21 protein-coding genes are annotated in these 21,112 nt (G+C 65.3%); 11 read left to right on the forward strand and 10 right to left on the reverse strand.

The features are described from left to right. Positions 1 to 40: 40 nt before the first annotated feature. Together FIU94_RS00155 and FIU94_RS00160 are read left to right on the forward strand one after the other, a co-directional pair. The gene (locus tag FIU94_RS00155; protein WP_152463842.1) at positions 41 to 1,243 is read left to right on the forward strand and encodes a pyridoxal phosphate-dependent aminotransferase; all 1,203 of its coding nucleotides are present in this window, start codon (positions 41 to 43) and stop codon (positions 1,241 to 1,243) included. Between the two features lie 11 nt (positions 1,244 to 1,254). After that, positions 1,255 to 1,647 (forward strand): hypothetical protein, encoded by a 393-nt coding sequence (locus FIU94_RS00160; RefSeq protein ID WP_152463843.1) that lies wholly within the window; start codon positions 1,255 to 1,257, stop codon positions 1,645 to 1,647. A 77-nt stretch (positions 1,648 to 1,724) separates the two neighbouring features. On the opposite strand, the gene FIU94_RS00165 is transcribed toward FIU94_RS00160, so the two are convergent. Together FIU94_RS00165 and FIU94_RS00170 are read right to left on the reverse strand one after the other, a co-directional pair. Beyond that, positions 1,725 to 3,083 (reverse strand): MATE family efflux transporter, encoded by a 1,359-nt coding sequence (locus tag FIU94_RS00165; protein WP_152463844.1) that lies wholly within the window; start codon positions 3,081 to 3,083, stop codon positions 1,725 to 1,727. 54 nt (positions 3,084 to 3,137) lie between these two features. Next, the gene (locus tag FIU94_RS00170; protein ID WP_254702573.1) at positions 3,138 to 3,524 is read right to left on the reverse strand and encodes a DUF4260 domain-containing protein; all 387 of its coding nucleotides are present in this window, start codon (positions 3,522 to 3,524) and stop codon (positions 3,138 to 3,140) included. A gap of 100 nt (positions 3,525 to 3,624) precedes the next feature. On the opposite strand from FIU94_RS00170, the gene FIU94_RS00175 reads away from it, so the two are divergent. The 4 genes from FIU94_RS00175 (at position 3,625) to FIU94_RS21120 (ending at position 7,178) form a co-directional block, all read left to right on the forward strand. Continuing rightward, positions 3,625 to 4,485, forward strand: coding sequence for a LysR family transcriptional regulator (locus FIU94_RS00175; RefSeq protein ID WP_152463845.1), 861 nt, complete (start codon positions 3,625 to 3,627; stop codon positions 4,483 to 4,485). A gap of 321 nt (positions 4,486 to 4,806) precedes the next feature. After that, on the forward strand, positions 4,807 to 5,943 hold the full coding sequence (locus FIU94_RS00180; RefSeq protein ID WP_152463846.1) for an alpha/beta fold hydrolase: 1,137 nt from the start codon (positions 4,807 to 4,809) through the stop codon (positions 5,941 to 5,943). 23 nt (positions 5,944 to 5,966) lie between these two features. After that, positions 5,967 to 6,845 carry an alpha/beta fold hydrolase gene (locus FIU94_RS00185; RefSeq protein WP_152463847.1) on the forward strand — a complete coding sequence of 293 codons (879 nt, stop codon included), beginning with the start codon at positions 5,967 to 5,969 and terminating at the stop codon, positions 6,843 to 6,845. Positions 6,846 to 7,046: 201 nt separating this feature from the next. Next, positions 7,047 to 7,178, forward strand: coding sequence for a hypothetical protein (locus tag FIU94_RS21120; RefSeq protein ID WP_302848710.1), 132 nt, complete (start codon positions 7,047 to 7,049; stop codon positions 7,176 to 7,178). Position 7,179: 1 nt separating this feature from the next. Here the strand turns inward: FIU94_RS21120 and FIU94_RS00190 are convergent, their stop codons facing one another. Next, the gene (locus FIU94_RS00190; RefSeq protein ID WP_254702574.1) at positions 7,180 to 7,863 is read right to left on the reverse strand and encodes a dimethylsulfonioproprionate lyase family protein; all 684 of its coding nucleotides are present in this window, start codon (positions 7,861 to 7,863) and stop codon (positions 7,180 to 7,182) included. Between the two features lie 138 nt (positions 7,864 to 8,001). On the opposite strand from FIU94_RS00190, the gene FIU94_RS00195 reads away from it, so the two are divergent. The 4 genes from FIU94_RS00195 (at position 8,002) to FIU94_RS00210 (ending at position 12,197) form a co-directional block, all read left to right on the forward strand. After that, on the forward strand, positions 8,002 to 9,963 hold the full coding sequence (locus FIU94_RS00195; RefSeq protein ID WP_152463848.1) for a type IIA DNA topoisomerase subunit B: 1,962 nt from the start codon (positions 8,002 to 8,004) through the stop codon (positions 9,961 to 9,963). Between the two features lie 12 nt (positions 9,964 to 9,975). After that, a complete protein-coding gene (locus tag FIU94_RS00200; RefSeq protein ID WP_152463849.1) occupies positions 9,976 to 10,653 on the forward strand; it encodes a DUF4145 domain-containing protein in 678 nt (225 codons plus the stop codon). A gap of 415 nt (positions 10,654 to 11,068) precedes the next feature. Continuing rightward, positions 11,069 to 11,470: a PaaI family thioesterase gene (locus FIU94_RS00205; protein WP_152463850.1), complete on the forward strand. Its 402-nt coding sequence runs from the start codon at positions 11,069 to 11,071 to the stop codon at positions 11,468 to 11,470. A gap of 49 nt (positions 11,471 to 11,519) precedes the next feature. Further along, on the forward strand, positions 11,520 to 12,197 hold the full coding sequence (locus tag FIU94_RS00210; RefSeq protein ID WP_152463851.1) for a hypothetical protein: 678 nt from the start codon (positions 11,520 to 11,522) through the stop codon (positions 12,195 to 12,197). On the opposite strand, the gene FIU94_RS00215 is transcribed toward FIU94_RS00210, so the two are convergent. The 6 genes from FIU94_RS00215 to proS form a co-directional block, all read right to left on the reverse strand. Beyond that, a complete protein-coding gene (locus tag FIU94_RS00215) occupies positions 12,194 to 12,595 on the reverse strand; it encodes a cytochrome c (RefSeq protein ID WP_254702575.1) in 402 nt (133 codons plus the stop codon). The genes FIU94_RS00210 and FIU94_RS00215 overlap by 4 nt on opposite strands. A 93-nt stretch (positions 12,596 to 12,688) precedes the next feature. After that, positions 12,689 to 13,669 carry an Ldh family oxidoreductase gene (locus FIU94_RS00220; protein WP_152463852.1) on the reverse strand — a complete coding sequence of 327 codons (981 nt, stop codon included), beginning with the start codon at positions 13,667 to 13,669 and terminating at the stop codon, positions 12,689 to 12,691. A 93-nt stretch (positions 13,670 to 13,762) separates the two neighbouring features. Beyond that, positions 13,763 to 14,446: an ABC transporter ATP-binding protein gene (locus FIU94_RS00225; RefSeq protein ID WP_152463853.1), complete on the reverse strand. Its 684-nt coding sequence runs from the start codon at positions 14,444 to 14,446 to the stop codon at positions 13,763 to 13,765. Continuing rightward, positions 14,439 to 15,728 carry a lipoprotein-releasing ABC transporter permease subunit gene (locus FIU94_RS00230; protein WP_152463854.1) on the reverse strand — a complete coding sequence of 430 codons (1,290 nt, stop codon included), beginning with the start codon at positions 15,726 to 15,728 and terminating at the stop codon, positions 14,439 to 14,441. The genes FIU94_RS00225 and FIU94_RS00230 overlap by 8 nt, the downstream gene beginning before the upstream one ends. 47 nt (positions 15,729 to 15,775) lie before the next feature. Further along, a complete protein-coding gene (locus tag FIU94_RS00235) occupies positions 15,776 to 16,270 on the reverse strand; it encodes a DUF2937 family protein (RefSeq protein ID WP_152466891.1) in 495 nt (164 codons plus the stop codon). A 126-nt stretch (positions 16,271 to 16,396) separates the two neighbouring features. Next, positions 16,397 to 17,737: a proline--tRNA ligase gene (gene proS / locus FIU94_RS00240; RefSeq protein ID WP_152463855.1), complete on the reverse strand. Its 1,341-nt coding sequence runs from the start codon at positions 17,735 to 17,737 to the stop codon at positions 16,397 to 16,399. A gap of 183 nt (positions 17,738 to 17,920) precedes the next feature. Here proS and FIU94_RS00245 point away from each other — a divergent pair, with 183 nt between their 5' ends. Next, positions 17,921 to 19,558: an ABC transporter substrate-binding protein gene (locus FIU94_RS00245; RefSeq protein WP_152463856.1), complete on the forward strand. Its 1,638-nt coding sequence runs from the start codon at positions 17,921 to 17,923 to the stop codon at positions 19,556 to 19,558. 151 nt (positions 19,559 to 19,709) lie between these two features. Here FIU94_RS00245 and pepT read toward each other — a convergent pair whose 3' ends face one another. Next, positions 19,710 to 20,945: a peptidase T gene (pepT, locus tag FIU94_RS00250; protein ID WP_152463857.1), complete on the reverse strand. Its 1,236-nt coding sequence runs from the start codon at positions 20,943 to 20,945 to the stop codon at positions 19,710 to 19,712. Positions 20,946 to 21,112 lie beyond the last annotated feature (167 nt).

The following is a 21,112-nucleotide window of genomic DNA, read 5'->3' on the forward strand; positions in this document are numbered from 1 at the left end:
CCTAAGAGGGTCGCGTATTCATCACATACCGAGGTCCGTAATGGAACTGCTCTCTGCGACACTTGACCGCGTCAAACCGTCCCCCACAATCGCCGTCACCACCAAGGCGGCGGAGCTGAAGGCAGCCGGACGCGATGTGATTGGTCTTGGCGCGGGGGAACCGGATTTCGACACACCGCAAAACATCAAGGATGCGGCGGTCGCGGCAATCGCCTCTGGCAAGACAAAGTATACCGCAGTTGACGGAATTCCAGAACTCAAACAGGCCATTTGCGAAAAGTTCAAGCGTGACAACGGGTTGGATTACAAACCATCGCAGGTCGGTGTGGCCACCGGTGGCAAGCAGATACTCTATAATGCCCTTATGGCAACCCTGAACCCCGGGGAGGAGGTCGTGATTCCCGCGCCCTATTGGGTCAGCTATCCGGACATGGTGCTGCTGGCGGGGGGCGAGCCGGTGATCGCCCCTGCCACGCTGGAAGACGATTTCAAACTGACGCCCGAGGCGCTGGAAGCGGCGATCACGCCCAAGACGAAATGGTTCATCTTCAACTCCCCCTCCAATCCCACCGGCGCGGGCTACAGCCGGGCAGAGCTGAAAGGGCTGACCGATGTGCTGATGCGCCATCCTCATGTCTGGGTGATGACCGACGATATGTATGAACACCTGGCCTATGACGGGTTCGAGTTCTGCACGCCCGCCCAGGTGGAGCCGGGCCTATACGACCGCACCCTGACGGTGAACGGCGTTTCCAAGGCCTATGCCATGACCGGCTGGCGCATCGGCTACGCGGCGGGGCCGGAAAAGCTGATCGGCGCGATGCGCAAGATCCAGTCGCAGAGCACCTCAAACCCCTGCACCATCAGCCAATGGGCAGCGGTCGAGGCGCTGAACGGCACGCAGGACTTCATCGCATCCAACAACGAGGTGTTCGTGCGCCGGCGGGACCTGGTGGTCTCCATGCTGAACGAGATCGACGGCGTGACCTGCCCGGTGCCCGAGGGGGCGTTCTACGTCTATCCCTCCATCGCGGGACTGATCGGCAAGACCTCGGCGGGCGGGGCCAGGATCACCGACGACGAAGCCTTCGCCACCGCGCTGCTGGAAGAAAGCGGCGTGGCCGTGGTCTTTGGTGCCGCCTTCGGGCTTTCACCCAACTTCCGGGTCAGCTACGCGACGTCCGACGCGGCGCTGAAGGAGGCCTGCAGCCGCATTCAGGCCTTCTGCTCGGGCTGTGTGTAGCGAGAGGGCTCATGTCGACCGAACTTCCAGAATATTACTTCCGTGTGCGCGAAAACGGGGCAGCGGTGTTCCGCATCGACACTGAAAACCGCCAGCGCCGGATCGAGATGGACCAGATCGCGGTGGCCAACATCCGTAACGGCGAGATCAAACCGCACGGCGACCGCACCCTGTCGGACGCGGACCTCGAGGAAATCCGCGCCTGGATGGACCGGCGCCGGACGGTGCTGGCGCATCGCGACATCGACGACATCCACCGGGCGGTGGACTACCTGAACCTGACCACGCAATGGGTCCAGTCCAAAGCCACGGACGAACAGCTCGAAGCTGTGACCGACGCGCTGCTGCTGGCCATGCACGATCTGCGCAGCACGCTTGTCCGCAAGAAGGCCGATCGCCTTTAGGCTCTGAACCCATTGGCCGCCGGCGATGGTAAGACCCGCTGCCGAAGGGTCGGGAACAGGATGCGCGCACCGCCGGATCAGGGGCGCGCCACCTGGCGCAGGATCACGCCCCAGAAGCGCGCGTTCAGCAACACTGCCGCCATGCCCAGCCCCAGCACCAGCCCGCTCCAGACGCCGATGCCGCCGCCGCCCAGAACAAAACCGAAGAGATAGGCAATCGGCAACCCCACGACCCAATAGCTGAAAGCGGCCATCCACATGGGCACGCGGGTATCCTGCACCCCGCGCAGCAGCCCAAGGGCAACCGCCTGCGCCCCGTCCACGAACTGGAACAGCGCCGCCATCACCAGCAGCCCGGCCCCGATGCCAAGTATCTGGTCGCGGGCGGGTTCGCTTTTCTGCATGAAAAGCGACAACAGCGGCTCGGGCCAGCCGATGAAGACCACCGAGGTCAAGAGCGCAAAGACCACCGACATCACGGTGACGGTGACGCCGCCACGCCTCAACCGGTCGCTGTCGCGGCGGCCGTGGGCGTTGCCCGCCCGGATGGTGGCGGCATTGCTCAACCCGAGGTGGACCATGAAGGTGATCGAGGCGAGCTGCACCGCAATGCCATGCGCGGCCAGCGCGACGGTGCCCAGCCAGCCCATCATGACGGCAGTGGCAGCGAAAAGCCCCACCTCGCTCAACGCGGTCACGCCGATCGGCACGCCCAGCCGGAACACCCGGCTCAGCATCTGGCCATCCGCCCGCCACAGGCGCACGAACAGATTGTGCTGCGGCACCACGATGACGATGTAGAGAACGACACCCGCCAGCGACACGACCTGGGTCACGGCAGAGGCGATGGCCGCGCCGACCACGCCCAGCTCCGGCGCGCCCCAGTTGCCAAAGATCAGCGCATAATTCGCCAGCGCATTCACCACCGCCGCGACCACGGTGATCCAGAAAACGATCTGCGTCCGCTCCAGCGCGGCAAGGTAGCTTTTCAGCGTCATCACCAGCAGTGCCGGGAAGATGCCGAACCCCGCAACCGACAGGTAGCGCCCCGCGTCCCGGGCCAGCGTGTCGCTTTGCCCCAACATCCGCAGGACAGGTTCGGCCCAGATCATCACCGGCAGCGCCACCAGCGCAAAGCCCAGCGACAGCCACAGCCCCATGCGCGTGGCGCGGCGGATGCCGGTTTCATCCTCCTCCGCGTCGAAGGCGGCAACCATGGGCATGACGGCCCATGCGAACCCGGATCCAAAGATGAACAGTACGAAAAAGAAGGTGGTGGCGAGCGTGACCGCCGCCAGCCCCTCGATCCCGTACCAGCCCATCATGACCGTGTCCGTCACGCCGATGGCCACCTGGCCGAGGTGCCCGCCGATCAGGGGCAACCCCAGGGTCAGGATCGCGCGCGCATGTCCGCCGTATGTCATCCGGGTCGTCATGGGCCTGCCATACGCCCGGCCCCGGAAAAGGTGAAGAGGCGAAGCGCGTCTGTATCACACCCGCGACAAATGCGTGTCCCGGAAACCGGAGCCGTACTTCAGACCATAGCCCAACGCCCGGTCCACCCCGATATGCGTGCCCCAGATCAGCGCCACCGGCAGCGCAGACGGCCACCCCGTCAACACCCCGGCCCCGGCCAGCGCCAGCGGCGCCAGCCAGCTGTGCCCGATGTTGTAGCACAGCGCCCCCAGCCGTCGGTTGGCAAGGTAGCCCAGCATGAAGACGTCGGGCGCAAGGATCAGCAGTGCAAAAAGGCCCCAGGCGCCAGCCTCAATCCCGTAGATGAGAACGCAGAGCCCGGCCAGGGCCAGACCCTCCAGCCGCAGTGTGATCTGCTGCGGGGTCATTGCGGCGGCGGGGCGGTTGGCAGAACGGGTCATGGCGTGGGTTTCTCCGGTCGGTTGCAAGGTATGCCCAGACTGGCCGATCGTTGACCTGAAAGGAATTGACCAAATACGTCCACCCACCTAACAATTTTTTATGAGCGTACCCTCCCTTGACCTGATCCCCGCCTTTCACGCGGTCATGCAGCACGGCAGCCTGTCGGCAGCGGCGCGGGCGCTGGGGCTGGCGCAGCCCACCGTCCGCCGTCAGGTCGAGGCGCTGGAGGCGGAACTGGGCACCCAGCTTTTCACCCGGGCCGCCAATGGCCTGACCCCCACGGGCATGGCGCAGACACTGCTGCCGCTGGCCGCCTCGGTCCTCGCCGAAGCCGCGGCACTCGGGCGCGTCGCCAGCGCCGAGGCGGAGGCGCTGGATGGCGTGGTACGGATCACCTCCAGCCGGGTGGTCGCGGGGCATGTGCTGCCGTCGCTCATCGAAGAGATGCGCCGGGACGCGCCCGGTCTGCGGTTCGAGGTGGCAGCGACCGACCGGGCGGAGGATCTGACCCGACGCGCGGCGGACATCGCAATCCGCTTTACCGCGCCGCGCCAGCAGGCGCTGGTGGCCGTCCGCCTGCCGGATTGCGCCGTGGGCCTGTTCGCGGCCCCTACCCTGGACACGGGGGCACCCGGCACGCCCTGGCAGGACCTGCCCTTTGTCGCTGACGACCGTGAGGACGTGATCCTGCCCGCACTTGCCGCCGCAGGGGTGGAGGCGCCCCGCAGCATCGCGCTGCGCTGCGACGATCCGCTGGCGCAGATCGCCGCCATAGGTGCCGGGGTGGGTGTGGGTTTCTGCCAGGTAAAGCTGGCCGGACGATTGGGGCTGCGACGGGTGGCACCGCAGATCGTGCATCCGATGCCGGTCTGGCTGGTGGTGCACGAGGACCAGGCCCGGATCGCCCGCATCGCATTTGTCTTTGCCCGGCTCAAAAGCGCGCTGCGTCACCTTTTGTGATCCATTGCCTTAGGTCGTGTTGACATCCATTCTCGCCCACCCGCGCGAGACGGATTTTGCCGCTGGCGCCCTGATGTGAGCGCAGCAATGTGATCATTGGAAGCGACCATCCGGGAGGACAGAGGCAAAATCCGCCGCGCCCCGAAGGGGTTTCGCCAAAATGGCCCATTTCTGCGTTAAGAGAGCTTGAAATAGCTGGCTATTCCTGCGCTCTCTTGCCTGGAACTGAGCAATTTTGGACTGAAACGGGTGGGCGAAAATGAATGTCAACACGACCTAACACCGCGCAAGGGTCAGACTTGCCACCAGAGGAAGGCGGACGTGACCAGCAGGATCGACAGGATCAGGCCCGATGCACCCGCGCTGGCACGGCGCGGCCCGCACCCGGTGGGCGTGCAGACCCATATCCTGGGGGTGCCGGGGCCAGACGATCTGCCCGACCGCGCGCTGACGACCGAGGTCTGGTACCCTGCGGCGGCGGGCACCGCACCGGGCACCGCCTATGACACGCTGCTGCGCGACGGGATGACCCCGGTGCGCTACCTGGGTCACGCCTGCCGCGATGCGACGCCCAGCACGGACCCGGCCCCGCTGGTCGTGCTGTCGCATGGCTATCCCGGCAACCGCTACCTGATGGCCCACCTGGCCGAGGCGCTGGCGGCGCGCGGCTTTGTCGTGGCGGCGCCGGATCACGCGGGCAGCACTTACGACGACCAGCAGGATTTTGCGGTGACGCTGGTGCACCGCCCGCTGGACCAGCGCGGCGTGATCGACGCCATGGCGGCATTGCCGGGGCCGCTGGGCGCCGTGACGGACACCGACCGGGTCGGCGTGATCGGCTATTCCATGGGTGGCTACGGGGCGCTGGTGCTGGGCGGCGCGGGGCTGAGTGACGCGGCGCTGACCCACGACCGCGCGCCACGCGACGGCACGCTGGCGCGGCACCGGGCGGGGGCGGCGCAACACCGGGCGCTGGCCGATCCGCGCATCAGGGCGATCCTGCCGATCGGTCCCTGGGGCCGCAACCACGGGTTCTGGACGGCGGCGGGCATGGCGGGTCTGCGGGTGCCGATGCTGCTGATGGCGGGCACGGCGGACGAGGTATCGGGCGGCGGCGCCATGCGCCAGATCGTGGCAGAGACGACAGCCGTGGACCGCTTCCTGCTGAGCTTTGAGCACGCGGGCCACAATGCCGCAGCACCGGTGCCCGCACCGGACGAAAGCTGGGCGCATTCCGACGCTCTGGGCTGGCCGCCGTTCCAGCACTACGCCGACCCGGTGTGGGACACTCTGCGGATGAACAACATCGCGCAGCATTTCGCCTGCGCCTTCATGGGCCTGCACCTGCAGGGCGACGCCACGATGGCGGATTACCTTGCCCCCGGCTGGGCGGGGTTTCCACCCGAAACCGCACGCGGATTGACGCTGGAGCACCTGCGCGCGGGCGAAACATTCTGACACCTCTGGAAAGGACAAGACCGATGACCGAACCGCGCACCGAGACAGTAACATTGGACGGCAATCCATTCTTCCTGCGCCACTGGGGCGACGAAAGCCTGCCTCGGCTTTTGCTGCTGCACGGCTTTCCCGAGTATGGCGGCGCCTGGGAGAGCTTGGCCCCGCTGCTGGCGGACCGGTTTCACTGCATCGCCCCGGACCAGCGCGGCTATGGCCAAAGCTGGGCGCCCGAACAGGTGTCGGACTATGCCACCGGCAAACTGGTGGGCGACATGGCGGCGCTGATCGGGGATGAACCGCTGACGGTCCTGGGACACGACTGGGGCGCCGCGGTGGCCTATGGGCTGGCGATGTCCCGGCCCGATCTGGTGGACAGGCTGATCATCATGAACGGCGTCCATCCCGTCCCCTTCCAGCGGGCGCTGGCGGCAGGCGGCGCGCAGGCCGAGGCGTCGCAATACATCCACTACCTGCGTGCCGAAGGGTCCGAGGACCGGCTGGGCCGGGACGGCTGTTCCAAGCTGCTGAACGTGTTTTCGTCCCGTATGGACATGGAATGGCTCAGCGGGGCGACGCGGGCGGCCTACGTGACGGAATGGTCGCGGCCCGGGCGGCTGCGCGGCATGGTGAACTGGTACCGCGCCTCGCCGCTGATGGTTCCGGCACCGGGCGAGACGGTCGAGATGCCGGACCTGCCTCTCGACCGGCTGAAGGTGCGCTGCCCGCATCTGCTGATCTGGGGCATGAACGACACCGCCCTGCTGCCCGAGGCAACAGCAGGGCTGGAGGATTTCGCCCCCGATCTCACGCGGGTAGAGATCGACGGGGCGGATCACTGGCTGCACCACCAGAAGCCGCAGGAAGTGGCGCAGGCCGTTCTGGGATGGGTCGACGGGGGCTAAGCACGGAAAGCCCACGCCGGGGCCGGTCAGGAATACCTGACTTGTCTCAGCGGGGCGGCGACCACAGAATTCCGTTATTTCAAAGCGCCCCGCCTTAAACTTGGATCGCCGATACCCTGCCGCGCTTCGCGCTCTCGGGACATCGGCGGTACGGAGTGTGTCAGGTCAAAGGCGGGACCTGTAAAGAACGGAATTTTCGCCATGCTGCTTCGTATCGTACCATTGCTTGCCATCGCCATTACCCTGATCGCGCTGGTCCTGTCGGCCTTTTGGCGCCCCTATGACCGGAACGGGCTGAATGCGCCCGCGCATCAGGTCTCGGGCTTGCTCTGACTCAGGCCTTGCGCGGCCGGGTAAAGACCATCTTCTGCTGGTGCAGATCCCCGGGCGCGCCGATCCAGGCGTAGCCCAGAAGCGCCGGTTCACGCTTGCCCACCGTGATCCGGTGCAGATGGTCGGGCGGATTGAAGATCATCGAGCCGGGCACGTACACGCCCTGATGGTTCTCTGACACCGCGCCGGACAGGCAGACATAACTTTCGGTGATGCCCTTGTGGGCATGGGCCGGATAGGTGCAGCCGGGCGCGAAGAGCACCACGCCCAGAATGATCTCAGGCCCGACCACGGGGCCGTTGGGCCCTGCGAATTCGGCGTAGGCGTAGCTGTTCTGAAGCCCCTTTGGCACCTTTTCGTAGCCGTATTGCCAGCTGAGATCGCCAGTGACCGCGTCGAGCGCCCGCACGGCCGGGGCCAGCACACCCTGCCGCCCCTCGTCCAGCGCCCGGCGCAGATGGGCAGTGACCGGCTTTTCGGCGCGGGGCTGCAGGCGCAGCTCTGGCTGGCTGCGCAGCAGCCGCGCGATGGCCTCGCGCACCTTGCGCTGGTGGCCCGCGATGCGGTCGCTGCCGCCTGCGGGCAGATAGCGGTAAAGCTCGTCGAACTCCTGCAACAGGTAACGCCAATCGGGTCGGTCCGCCAAGGTCGGCGCTGGGTCGGATGACATGGGCGGCGGCGGCATCTGCGGCTCCGAAAGCTGGCTCGTTCCAGCCAGCATAGGCGGCAGAATCCAAAATGAAAGCGGTGATCGCCCTTTCCCCGCTTGCCCCTGTCTGGCATACTCGAAGGTCAACAAAACCAAAAAAAACAGGCATGCCCCATGACCGACCTGCTTTCCGGTGCCCAGCCCAGCGGCAAAGAATACGATGCCTCCTCCATCCAGGTGCTGGAGGACATGGAACACGTCCGGCTGCGGCCGGGCATGTACATCGGCGGCAAGGACGATCGCGCCCTGCACCATATGGTGGCCGAGATCGTGGACAACTCGATGGACGAGGCGGTGGCGGGCCATGCCACATGGATCGAACTGGAACTACACGAGAACGGCCATGTGACGGTGCGCGACAACGGGCGCGGCATCCCGACCGATCCGCACCCGAAGGATCCCTCCAAGTCGGCGTTGGAGATCATCTTTTGCACGCTGAACGCGGGCGGAAAATTCTCGGGCGACAGCTATGAGACGTCGGGCGGCCTGCATGGCGTGGGATCGTCGGTGGTAAACGCGCTGTCCGACCACCTGCGGGTCGAGGTCGCGCGCAATCGCGAGCTGTTCGCGATGGAATTCTCGCGCGGTCTGCCCCAGGGCAAGCTGGAAAAGATCGGCGCGGCCCCGAACCGGCGCGGCACCGCCGTCACCTTTCACCCCGACCCGGAGATCTTTGGCGCGCTCAAGCTGCGTCCGGCCCGCCTGTTCGCGATGGCACGCTCCAAGGCCTACCTGTTCTCGGGCGTCGAGATTCGCTGGAAGTCCGCCCTGCCCGACGGCGACACGCCGACGGAGGCGACGTTCCACTTTCCCGGCGGGCTGTCGGACTACCTGAACGAGACACTGACCGGATCGACCACCTATGCCGAGGCTCCCTTTGGCGGAACGGTCGATTTCAAGGAGAAATTCGGCAACCCCGGCAAGGTGGAATGGGCGATCAACTGGACGCCCTCGCGCGACGGTTTCATCCAGTCCTACTGCAACACCATTCCCACGCCCGAGGGCGGCACCCACGAGGCCGGTTTCTGGGCCGCGATCCTGAAGGGGATCAAGGCCTATGGCGAGTTGGTGGGCAACCGCAAGGCGGGCACGATCACCCGCGAGGACCTGATCACCGGCGGCTGTGCGCTGGTGTCGTGTTTCATCCGCGAACCGGAATTCGTGGGCCAGACCAAGGATCGGCTGGCCACGACCGAGGCGCAGCGCATGGTGGAAAACGCCGTGCGCGACCATTTCGACAACTGGCTGGCGGCGGACACGAAATCGGCGGGCGCAATCCTTGATTTCCTTGTCCTGCGGGCCGAGGAACGCCTGCGCCGCCGACAGGAAAAGGAGACCGCGCGCAAGACGGCCACGAAGAAGCTGCGCCTGCCGGGCAAGCTGACAGATTGCACCTCGAAATCGCGCGAGGGGACGGAACTGTTCATCGTCGAGGGCGACAGCGCGGGCGGCTCCGGCAAGGGCGCGCGCAACCGCGAGACGCAGGCGCTGCTGCCGCTCAAGGGCAAGATCCTGAACGTGCTGGGCGCGGCCTCGGGCAAGCTGAGCACGAATGCGGAAATATCGGACCTCTGCGAGGCGCTGGGCGTGGGCATGGGCAGCAAGTTCAACCTCGACGACCTGCGCTATGACAAGATCATCATCATGACCGACGCGGACGTGGACGGCGCGCATATCGCCGCGCTGCTGATGACGTTCTTCTACACCCAGATGCGCCCGCTGATCGACAACGGGCACCTCTACCTCGCCTGCCCGCCGCTCTACCGGCTGACACAGGGGGCCAAGCGGCTCTACGTGGCGGACGAGGTCGAAAAGAACCACTGGCTGGAGAAAGGCCTGGGCGGCAAGGGCAAGATCGACCTGCAACGCTTCAAGGGTCTGGGCGAAATGGACGCAAAGGACCTGAAAGAGACCACGATGGACCCCGCGACGCGCAAACTGATCCGGGTGACGGTGGACGAGGACATCCCGGGCGAGACCGGCGACCTCGTGGAACGGCTGATGGGGAAAAAGCCGGAACTGCGGTTCCAGTATATCCAGGAGAACGCCCGGTTTGTGGAGGAGTTGGATGTTTGAGGCGTTTAATTGATGAGACCTTCTTCAGTCTCAATTGGGAACAAAACCAGTAAAGGAGGAACAAACACTCATGGTCAGTTTCGCCCTAAATCAGTAAATACGTTTTGTCCGTTCTGCTCGAGTAAAGTAACCTTCTCATTAGTAAACTCGAATCCAACTCCCATGCCAACAATTTGGCCTGCTCAATCTACATGTCCAGAGTGTGAAGAGAGCGTAAATTTTATCGTCTATTACACCAAACAGGATGGAAATTCTTCGGTTGCAGATATTTCGATGTTCCCTGCACCGTCTCATTTGATTGCGCCGGTTGAACTTCCGGAGAAACTCCCCGCCGCTTTAAGCAGCGCCGTCCGAGATGCGGAAGCTGCTTACAGAGCGGGACTATATTCACCAGCGGTCACTTGCGCCGGGAGGGCTCTCGAGGGCCTTCTCAAACATATCCTGAGAGAAAAAGACACGAGCTTATACAAATTGATTGATATTTTTTGCGAGTCAGAAGAAGCAACTAAACCCATAAAGAAGCTTTCTCATACTATGCGCGAGGGGCGGAATGTTGCAGCGCACTTCGACGAAAACATTATTCCGGATCAAAAATCGGCAGAGATCATGATTGAGTTATTACACTATTTAGTTTCGTACCTCTTCCTTTTCAGCGAAAAGGCGGAAAAACTGAGTACGAAACTACGTTAAGGGAACATGTCCGGGACCCCGTCCCGGGCCGCGCCCGACCTCCCCCACGGGGAGGGCGCACATGCGTGCACCCCGGGGCTGCCGCCCCCCTTCGGCCTCAAACTGTCCACTGGACAGTTTGCAAGACGGCCTTCGGCCCGAGGTCGGGCGCGGCCCTGATGTTGTGTTTTGTTGTGAGATGCGCGCTATTCACATCCTCTTCCCAGCGACATCTGTTCCGTATCCCATGCGCCTTTGGCGCATAGCCCCTTCCCTTCCCCCATGGGGAAGGGGCTACGACGGAACAATGGTTTGGGATCAATACGCGCGTTTCTGCGAGGATGAGATTTACGGTGACCGGGCCCGCCCCCCCCTGCCGGGGCTTGCGCCAGTGCGAAGCACGCCTAGGATCGGGGCCATATGCCCCGGAGGCCCCATGACACCGCAAGCCGCGCAAGACATCCTTGAAAACGCCTTTGCCCCCTGGGTGCGCGCGTTGCAGCCAACCATCACCGAGATCGGGGTGGACCGTACCATCCTGACCATCCCCATCACCCCCGACATCATCCGCGTCGGCGGCATCGTCTCGGGGCAGGCGCTGGCGGCACTGGCGGATACGGCGATGGTCTTTGCCTGTTTCGGCCACCTCGACGCCCCCGCGCCGGTGGGGACCGTGACCCTCGACACCCAGTTCCTGCGCCCCGCCAGCGGCGACAGCATCCGTGCCGAGGCCGAGGTCACGCGGGCAGGCAAATCCATGCTGTTCGCCCGCTGCACCCTGATCGCCGAACCCTCTGGCAAGCCGGTCGCGCTGGCCACCGCGACATTCGCGCGCTGAGGCGCAATCTCCGCTTGATCCCGGCCCCGCGCCGCGCCTTACTGCGCGCATGATCCGGCTCTTTCTCATCCTGTTGCTGCTGGCCTCCTGCGGGCGCCCCCTGACGGAAAACGAACGCGCCTTTATGGCCGGGATCCACGGCGATACGCTGGACGTCAGCACCGTGCGCCTGCATGACGGCGCGCCCCTGCGCGCCGTGACCTTCCGCCGCAAACCACGCCCGCGCACCACCTGCCGCGAGCTGATCCTGCCCCCCGCCAAGGATGAAATCGTCACGACCAAGCCCGCCGCCATGGCATTGTTCAACACCGTCCTGTTCGACAAGGACTGGTATCTGGACGACTACCTGCCGGACTACCCCGACCAGATCGGACTGATCGCCGCGATGCTGCTGGCGCACGAGCTGACGCATGTCTGGCAGTGGCAGAACCGCGATGTCACCGGCTATTCGCCGCTGCGCGCGGGGTCGGAAAGCCTTTTGCAGGATGACCCCTACCTCTTCGACATTTCCGCCGATCGGGAGTTTCTGAAGTTCGGCTACGAACAGCAGGGCTCGATCGTGGAGGAATTCGTCTGCTGCCGGGCGCTCGCGCCGCAGGGCGCGCGAACCAAGAGACTGCACGCGCTGATTTCACAGGTGATGCCGGTGGCCCCCCTGCCCGCGCGCCCCCAGTCAGACGTGCGCCTGCCCTGGGACGGGGTCGAGCTGGAGACGATCTGCCGCTAGTTCTGGATGCTTTCAAGGTAGGCCAGCAACCCCGCCAGCACCCGCGGCGTGGGGGTCATCACGCCGTCCACCTCCACCGGCACCAGGTCATCTTCCATCGCACCGCCGAACTGCGGCATCACCCGCGCAAGGTGTCCCTGTTCCGGGTCTCCGTAGATATAGCTGAGCGCGCGGGCGCGGGGAAAGGTCCCGCCGTTCGAGCGGGTCAGAAGCGTCAGGTCGGTGGGTGCCGTTTCCAGCCCCGCGGCAAGCGGCCCGTCGCCGCGCCCGGTGGTGCCGTGGCAGGCGGTGCAATTGGCGGCGAAAAAGGCCGCGCCGTCGCTTTGTGTCGGCATGGTCTCGGGCGCGCAGGCGGCCAGGGTGCCGAGCAGGGTGAGGGTCTTGGTCAGGTGGGTCATGCCGGGTCTCCTGTTGATTGCCCCTCATGTGGCATCACCCGGCAGACGCTGCCATGATCCAGATCAAGTTTGCGGTGCCCGTCAGCGGCGTTGCTAAGCCTCCGCCAGCGCCCTCACAGCGGACCAGAGGTCATCACTGACCTCAACCGTCTCGGCCGGTCGCTTGCCCTGCCCCGGCATCCGCGCACCTTCATCTGCGGAGGCCGCCTGAGCCAGCGCCGAAAGACGTGCCGCGAAATCCACCGACACCGATGGGTCGATCACGATATAATACTGCCCAAGATCATGCGGCGCCCCCTCGGGCGCCTTGAGCGGCTGCACATCCTTCGACAAGAGGCCGCCCGCCATGCCCGCCGCCAGAATCTCTGCCATCAGGCCAAATCCCCAGCCCTTGTACCCCCCGACCGACACCAGCGACCCTTGCAGCGCCGCCTCGGGATCGGTGGTGGGCTTGCCGTCGGCGTCCAGCGCCCAGCCTTTCGGGATCGTCTCTCCGGCAGCTTTGGCCATCGTGATCTTGCCCCGGGCGACAGTGGTGGTGGACTGGTCGAACTGCATGGCGATGCCGCCCTGCCCATCCGGCACGGAAAAGGCGATGGGGTTGGTGCCGATCACCCGCGTGCGTCCCCCCGGTGCCGCCACGATGGGCGAGGCATTGGTGAAGCCGATGCCGATGAGGCCCGCCCGCGCGATCTGTTCGGTGAAATACCCCAATGCGGTGCAGGTATGGGCGTGGCCGATCGCCAGCGTCGCGATGCCGTGCTGGCGCGCCGCATCCAGCGCCACGGTCAGCCCGTAGGCAAAAGCAGGCTGAGCGAACCCAAAGCGCGCATCGACCTGTACAACCGCCGGGCGTGGCTTTGTGACGACCGCAGAGACATCGCCTTTGACGCGTCCGGTCCTGAGCTGTCGGCAATAGCTTTCCACATAGTAAAGGCCGCAGATCCGGTTGCCGACCGCTTCCGCCGCTGCGACCGCCCGCGCGACTTCGGCGGCGGCAAAGGTATCGGCCCCATGCCCCATTAGGGCGGCCTGGACAGTTTCGGCGATTTCCTTCAGTGCGACCTCTGCCATGAACGATCGTCTCCCGGTGCGGCAGGCCCAGTCTGGGCCGGGCATGAAAGAACCGTCAAGCGTCTTGGCAAGAGGACCCCGAACGGGGCGAAATCAGGCCGGTACCAGCCGTCCGGCGTCCAGTCTGATCTGGCGGTCCATCCGCCCGGCCAGGTCCAGGTTGTGCGTGGCGATCAGCGCCGCCAGCCCGGTGCCGCGCACCAGCGACATCAGCGCGGCGAACACCTGGTCCGAGGTGGCCGGGTCGAGGTTGCCCGTGGGTTCATCCGCCAGCAACAGGCGCGGTGCGTTGGCCAACGCCCGGCAGAAGGCAACGCGCTGTTGCTCGCCACCAGACAGGGCCGCCGGACGATGCTCCGCGCGCCCCACTATCCCGACCTGGGCCAGAAGGTCCTTCGCCCGCGCCTTTGCCGCGCCTGTTCCGGTGCCGTTGGCGAGCTGGGGCAACACGATGTTCTCCAGCGCGGTGAACTCGGGCAGCAGGTGGTGGAACTGGTAGATAAAGCCCACATCGGCGCGGCGCACTGCCGTCCGGCGGCGGTCGCCGAGACCGGTCATGTCCTCGCCGCCGATACCGACCGTTCCGGCATCGGGCGTGTCCAGCAGGCCCGCGATATGGAGCAGCGTGGATTTACCCGCACCCGAGGGGGCGACCAGCGCCACGATCTCGCCGGGGGCGACCTGCAGGTCGATGCCGCGCAGCACCTGCACCTCGTTGGGCGCGCCGGTGTTGTAGGACTTGGCGATGCCTTTCAGGTCGAGTGTCGGCTCATTCATAGCGCAATGCCTCTACCGGGTTCATGCGCGCGGCGCGGCGCGCGGGAAAGATCGTGACGATAAAGGACAATCCCAGCGACAGCGCCACGGCGGACAGCACGTCCGCCAGCTGCAGCTTGGCGGGCAGGAAATAGATCCCGCGGATCGACGCATCCCACGCGGTGCCGCCCGACAGGTAGTTCACCGCGGCAAATATCTGGTCGACGTAGATGGCAAACAAACAGCCCAGGATCACCCCCATCGCGGTCCCGATGATCCCCGTAAAGGCGCCGCAGATGAAAAAGACGCGCAGCACCGACCCTTCGGTCAGGCCCATCGTCCGCAGGATGCCAATGTCGCGGCCCTTGTTCTTGACCAGCATGATCAGCCCCGAAACGATGTTCATCGCCGCGATCAGGACTAGCACGGAAAGGATGACGAACATCACCCGGTCCTCGATGTCCAGCGCATTCAGGAAGGACCCCGAAGCATCGCGCCAGGTCCAGACCTGCGCCCGGTCCCCGGCGGCCTGCAACAGCGGCACGGCCAGGTCGTCCACCGCTTCGGGTTCTTCAACCATCACTTCAATTTCATCCGCCAACCCCTCGCGATTGAAGAATGATTGTGCCTCGGCCAGGGGCAGGTAGACGCGGGTGCGATCAATGTCGTAGCGGCCCGCCTCAAAGATATAGACCACCTCGTAGGCGTTCACGCGGGGGCTGGTGCCAAAGGCGGTCTTGACCCCGTTGGGCGAGATCAGCTTGACCCTGTCGCCCACGTCCACGCCCAGAATGCGCGCCACGCCCGCGCCGATGGCCATGCCCTGGTCAAAGCGGTCGATGTCGCCCACCGCGTTTTCGGACCCTGCGATGCGCGGAATGGTCTTGAGATCCTCCAGCGCGATGCCAAACACCTCGACGCCCGCGTTGGACTGGCCGCGGTTCGCCATCACCTGCTGGCGCACCAGCGGTGCGGCACGGGTCACGCCCGGCACGCGGGCGATGTTGGCGGCCATGTCCGTGTAGTTCGAAATCGACCGGTCGATCTGGCCGTTTTCAGCCACTTCGCCCAACTGGTAGACCGTCACATGGGCATTGGCCCCAAGAATGGTATCGACGAATTCCGCGCGAAACCCCGACCGCACAGACAGCGTGGCGATCAGGGCAAAGACCGCGAGCGTGATGCCGATCAGGCTGATCCAGGTCATGACACTGACGCCGCCTTCGGCCCGGCGGGCGCGCAGGTAGCGCCAGGCGATCATCCATTCGAAGGGGGCAAAGGGGGTGGTGCTTTTCTGCGCCATGCGGGCTCCTGAGATTTGGCGCAAACTGGGCCTTTGCGCCTGCAGCGTCAAGCGCGCTTTGCGCGGCGCAGAGGCGCGGCCAACAGGCGCAGCACAAGGCCGAGACCAGCGGCCCCCAATACAAAGCCCAATCCGGCAAAGACCAGACCCGCAAAGTGGATCGGCACGGCGGGCTGGTAGGCGGCCCAGGCCGCGCGGGCGATCTGGCTGTCGGTCAGCCGGGTGGCGTGGTAGGCGCGCATGAAAGGCCCCTGCCCCTCGATCGCTGCCAGATCGGCGCGCAGCCGGTCATAGCGCAGGAAGGTCGCCGTCATGTCCGCGCGCCGCCGGTCAAGGAACTCGGTGCCGCGCATCTGTGCCAGGGCCTCGCTCCGTGTCAGGCCCACGGCGGCGGCGGACGTGTCGAAATCAGCAACCACCTCGGCCAGCGCATCGACCGCACCGCCCAGCCGCTGGGCATATTGCTGCGAAAATTCGGGGAATTGCGACAGGCCCGCTGCCCCGGCAAGCCCGCCCGCAAGCGTCAGCGCCCGCAGGATCATGGCCACCCCGGCGCGGCGGCTGCCGGACCCTGCGGTACCATGCCCGTCAATCTGACAGCGATGCACATCCGGCCTGCCCCCTTTTTTCGAGCAACCCTACATCCCGGCCCATCGCCCGTCCAATGCTCAGAGAATTCCGGCGTAAACCTGCACAACCCGTTCCACCGCCTGCTCCGGCGTCATCTCCTCGCTCTCGCCGGTGCGGCGGGAGGTCAGCTCCACCACCCCGTTCTTGAGCCCCCTTGGCCCCACCGTGATCCGCCACGGCAGACCGATCAGGTCCATGGTCGCAAACTTCGCCCCGGCCCCGCCCTTTGTGTCGTCGTAAAGCGGGTCCAGCCCGGCCGTGCGCAGCGACCGGTAGAGCGCGTCGCAGGCGGCGTCGGCTTCGGCATCGCCCTGCTTGAGGTTCACGATGCCGCAATGGAACGGCGTAACCCCTTCGGGCCAGATGATCCCGCGCTCGTCGTGGCTGGCCTCGATGATCGCCCCCAGAAGCCGGCTGACCCCGATCCCGTGGCTGCCCATATGCACCGGCACCGGTTTGCCGTCGGGCCCTTGCACGGTGGCACCCATCGGCTCCGAATATTTGGTGCCGAAGTAGAAGATCTGCCCCACTTCGATGCCCCGCGCGGTGCGGCGACGGTCTTCGGGGATCTGGTTGAACACCGCCTCGTCGTGGGTTTCATCCGTCCGGGCGTAGCGCGAAGTGAACTCCTCCAGCACGGCGGCACAGGCGGCGTGATCGTCGTGGTCGATCTCGCGGTCGCCGAACTTCAGGTCCGTGATCTCGCTGTCGTAGAACACCTCCGACTCGCCCGTTTCGGCCAGCACCAGGAATTCGTGGGTGTCATCCCCGCCGATGGGGCCAGAGTCGGCACGCATCGGGATCGCCTGAAGGCCCATCCGCTCGTAGGTGCGCAGATAGCTGACCAGGTGGCGGTTGTAGGCGTGCAGCGCGTCCTCCTTGGTCAGGTCGAAGTTGTAGCCGTCCTTCATCAGAAACTCGCGACCGCGCATCACGCCAAAGCGCGGGCGGATCTCGTCACGGAACTTCCACTGGATGTGGTAGAGCGTCAGCGGCAGGTCCTTGTAGCTGCCCACGTGGCTGCGGAAGATGTCGGTGATCAGCTCTTCGTTGGTGGGACCGTAAAGCATGTCGCGGTCCTGCCGGTCGCGGATGCGCAGCATCTCGGGGCCATAGGCGTCGTAGCGGCCCGATTCCCGCCACAGATCCGCCGATTGCAGGGTCGGCATCAGCATCGGGATGTGGCCCACGCGCTGCTGTTCCTCGTGCACGATCTGTTCGATCCGGCGCAGCACCTTGTAGCCCAGCGGCAGCCAGGAATAGATCCCCGCGCTTGCCTGCTTGATCATGCCCGCCCGCAGCATCAGCCGGTGGCTGACGATCTGCGCCTCGCTGGGCGTTTCTTTCAGCACGGGCAGGAAATATCGGCTCAGACGCATGGCGGGCTTCCTCGTTTTGTCAGGTCTCGGGCCTGACTATGCCATGTCCGCGCCGCCCGCAATCGCGATGCGCGGGCAAGATCATGTTTGATATTCCTCGCCCCGCCCTACGTTCATGCCCGACCGGCCTGCGCCGCTCGACCGCGCACCCTTTGACGTTTCCCTGGAAAAGAGAGCCACACAATGCCTTCCCACTCCGTCCACCCAGCCGCCCGTGCCTACGCCCGCGAAGTCACCGACGGCACCCTGTCCCGGCGCGAATTCCTGACCCGCGCCACCGCGCTCGGGATGACAGCCACGGCGGCCTATGCGCTGATCGGCCTGCCGCGCCCCGCGCGGGCTGCGGCCCATGCGCAACAGGGCGGCACCCTGCGCATCCAGAGCAGCGTAAAGGCGCTGAAGGATCCGCGCACCTTCGACTGGCCGCAGATGTCGAACTTTACCCGCGGCTGGCTGGAGTACCTGGTCGAATACCAGACCGACGGCACCTTCGCGCCCGCCCTGCTGGAAAGCTGGGAGATCAACCAAAACGCCACCGAATACACGTTGAAGGTGCGCGACGGCGTGACCTGGAACAACGGCGACCCCTTCACCGCCGAAGACGTCGCGATGAACATCGAACGCTGGTGCGACAAGGCGGTCGAAGGCAACTCCATGGCCTCCCGCATGGCGTCTCTGGTGGACAATGACACCGGAAAGGCGCGCGAGGGCGCGATCGAGGTCGTCGACGACCGCACCGTGAAGCTGATGCTGAACAACGCCGACATCACGCTGATCGCGGGCTTCTCCGACTATCCCGCCGCAGTGGTACACAGCTCCGCCACCGGCAACCCGCTGGAAAATCCGATCGGCACTGGCCCCTATCTGCCCGCAGAATTCGAGGTCGGCGTCAGGGCGGTGCTGGAACGCAACCAGGACCACCAATGGTGGGGCGAAGGCGCCTATCTGGACCGGATCGAATACATCGACTACGGCACCGAGCAATCCGCGGTTCTCTCCGCCGTCGAATCCGATGAAGTGGACATGCTCTACGAATCGCTTGGCGACTACATCACGCTCTTCGACGATTTCGGCTGGGAACAATCCGAAGCGGTGACTGCGAACACCATCGTGATCCGCACCAATCAGGAGGCCGAGGTGAACGGCACCAAACCCTATGCCGACGTCCGCGTGCGCCGCGCTCTCGCCATGGCGGTCGACAATGCCATCTGTCTCGAACTGGGGTTCAACGACAACGGGCTGGTGGCAGAGAACCACCATGTCGCGCCGCTGCACCCCGAATACGCCGACGTGGGCAAACCCGTCTTCGACCCGGCTGCCGCACGCGCCCTGATGGAAGAGGCCGGGATGGCGGACTTCGAACACGAGCTCATCTCGATCGACGACACCTGGCGCAAGAACACCACCGACAGCGTGGCGGCCCAGCTGCGCGACGCGGGCATCAACGTCAAAAGAACCATTCTGCCGGGTGCCACCTTCTGGAACGACTGGGTGGGCTATCCCTTCTCCTCCACCGACTGGGCACAGCGGCCACTGGGCGTGCAGGTGCTGGCGCTGGCCTACCGCTCGGGCGAGGCCTGGAACGAGACCGCCTTTTCCAACGAGGAATTCGACGCCCTGCTGACCGAGGCGCTGGCCATAGCCGACGCCGACCAGCGCCGCGAGGTCATGGCGAAGATCGAAAACCTGATGCGCGACGAAGGCGTGGTGATCCAACCCTACTGGCGCTCGATCTACCGCCACTATCGTCCCGGCGTGGTGGGTGCGGAAATGCACCCGACTTTCGAAATCCACGTGGTCAAACTGGGCTTCGCCGCCTGACACACCGCGACCGGCGCGCAGCTGCCTGCCGGTCGCCCTCCTGCCCGTTCATTGTTCCGAAAAATACACCAGAGCGCGAGACAGCGTCTCGCACCGCGATTTCGCGCAGCCGAATCGCCCGGATTCGGATGCGGGCCGCAGGCCCGCACCGTCAGGTCACGGCACGCCGGGCCAATGCAATCGCCACCTGCGTCGAAAGCGCCATGTCCTGCACGGAAATCCACTCCAAAGGCCCGTGAATTTCCTGCATGCCGGTAAACACATTGGGGCACGGCACCCCCATCTCCGTCAGGCGCGACCCGTCGGTGCCGCCCCGGATCGGGACCGATATCGGGTCCAGACCGACGTCTGCCACTGCTGCACGGACCAGATCCACCGGGGTCATGTCCTTCTCCAGCCAATAGCGCATATTGCGGTACTGCGGCGCGATCTCACAGGTGATCCGCGCCCGCGGCTCGGTCGCCGCCACGGCGTCGCAGACCTGCCGCAGCAGCGCGCCCTTGGCCTCCAGCCCCTCGCGCTCGAAATCGCGCAGTATCAGGGTGATCTCCGCCTCGGACGACCCGCCGTGCATCTCCACCACATGAATGAACCCCTCGCGTCCCTCCGTGGTCTCGGGCGTCATGGTCACATGTGGCAGGGTCATCACGATCTTGGAGGCGAGATGCAAAGCGTTCACCAACTTGCCCTTGGCAAAGCCCGGATGCGCCGAGACGCCCGTCACCGTCACCTTGGCGCCATCCGCCGAGAAGGTCTCGTATTCGATCTCGCCCGGCTTGCCGCCGTCGAAGGTATAGGCGAAATCCGCGGCAAAATCCTTCGGCAGGCGCGGATCGACGCCGCGCCCGATCTCCTCATCCGGGGTAAAGGCCAGGCGGATCGGCCCGTGCGGGATGTCGGGGTTCTGCAGCAGGTGATGCGCCGCGGTCATCGCGATGGCCACACCGGCCTTGTCGTCGCCCCCCAACAGGGTCAGCCCGCTTGCGGTAATGATATCCTCGCCCGCCTTTCCCGCCAGATGGGGAGAGACGTCAGGATTCAGCTTCAGCTCCGGCGCGTCGGCAAAGGAAATCTCGCCGCCGTTGTAGCGACGGTGCACGACAGGCTTGACCCCGGTCGCGTTGAACTGGGGCGCCGTATCCACATGGGCACACCACCCCATCACCGGCCCCGGCGCGGTGCCGGGCACGGTGGCCAGGACCACCCCGTAGTCCGTCAGGGTCACGTCCTGCGCCCCCATCTGCTCCAGCTCGGCGACCAGCATCCGCGACAGATCCAGCTGAACAGCCGTGCTGGGCTGGCTGTCCGAGTCGGCATCGCTCTGCGTGTCGATTGCGGCATAGCGTACCAGCCGCTGCTCAAGTTCCTCGTCGAATGCGCTGCGCATGGGGCCTCCTGCCGATCCTTGCCGCGCAGCCTAGGCGGCCTGTCGGCACAGTCAACAGCCCCCCGCAGTTGCAGGATCTCCGCGGCACGACAACCTGAGATTGGTTTCCCGCCCTTTTTGCGCTAAAACAGGTCACATACCGCTGATGGTCTCCATCACCGGAAGCC

The organism is Sulfitobacter sp. THAF37, assembly GCF_009363555.1.
Classification (GTDB): domain Bacteria; phylum Pseudomonadota; class Alphaproteobacteria; order Rhodobacterales; family Rhodobacteraceae; genus Sulfitobacter.